The following is a 1,010-nucleotide window of genomic DNA, read 5'->3' on the forward strand; positions in this document are numbered from 1 at the left end:
TGTTCTGCATATCTGCTTGGGTGAAGTAGGATCTGTGGATGACCGCGAATCCGGTTCGGGGAGTGGACTACCCGTCCACCTACCAGCAGCTGCTGGAGTGGTTCCCGGACAACCAGTCCTGCCTGGACTACCTGGCCGGACTGCGCTGGCCCGACGGGTTCGTGTGCCCGAAGTGCGAAGCCACTGAGTTCTGGCGCACCGGTGCCGGGCTGTGGATGTGCCGGGCCTGCGGGCGGCGCACGTCGGTCACCGCGGGAACGATCTTCGACCGGACGCGGACGCCGTTGTCGACCTGGTTCGCGGCGATCTGGTTCCTGACCTCGCAGAAGAACGGGATGTCCGCACTCGGCCTGCAACGGGTCCTCGGGTTCGGCTCCTACGAGACGGCGTGGGCCTGGATGCACAAGCTGCGCCGGGCGATGGTCCGCCCGGAGCGGGACAAGCTGTCCGGGATCGTGGAGCTCGACGAGACGATGATCGGCGGCGTCACCCGCGGCCGGATGGGCGGCTACGGCGACAAGGTCGCGGTCATGATCGCCATAGAACACAACGAAACCCGCCACCTGGGCCGAGTCCGGCTCGGCGTCGCCACCCAGCCCGGAACCACCGAGCTGGTCGACTTCGCCACCCGGGTCATCGAGCCCGGATCAACGATCCGCACCGACGGCGCCCGAACCCTGCGCCGGCTCGCCGACCTCGGCTACACCCACGAGTTCACCCTCGGCTACTCCGCGCCCGACAAGGCCAGCGTGCTGCCCGGAGTGCACCTGGTGGCCTCACTGCTCAAGCGCTGGCTGATCGGCACCCTGCACTTCCGCGTCGAGGAGGCACACCTGCCCTACTACCTCGACGAGTACACCTTCCGGTTCAACCGCCGCAACGCGAAGTCACGAGGACTGCTCTTCTATCGGCTGCTCGAGCAAGCCGTCGACACCGACCCGCACCCGCTCAAGGGCCTGCTCAAGCCAGAAACCGGCATACCGGACTTCACCTAAGCAGATATGCAGAAC

Annotated in this window: 1 protein-coding gene; it reads left to right on the forward strand. The window is 66.5% G+C overall.

Features of this window, described 5'->3' with window-relative positions; all coding sequences use genetic code 11:
• The first annotated feature begins 38 nt into the window (after positions 1 to 38).
• On the forward strand, positions 39 to 995 hold the full coding sequence (locus tag AC1DW8_RS22605) for an IS1595 family transposase (protein WP_478095944.1): 957 nt from the start codon (positions 39 to 41) through the stop codon (positions 993 to 995).
• Positions 996 to 1,010: the final 15 nt, after the last annotated feature.

Source organism: Terrabacter sp. P2_E3, assembly GCF_056403915.1.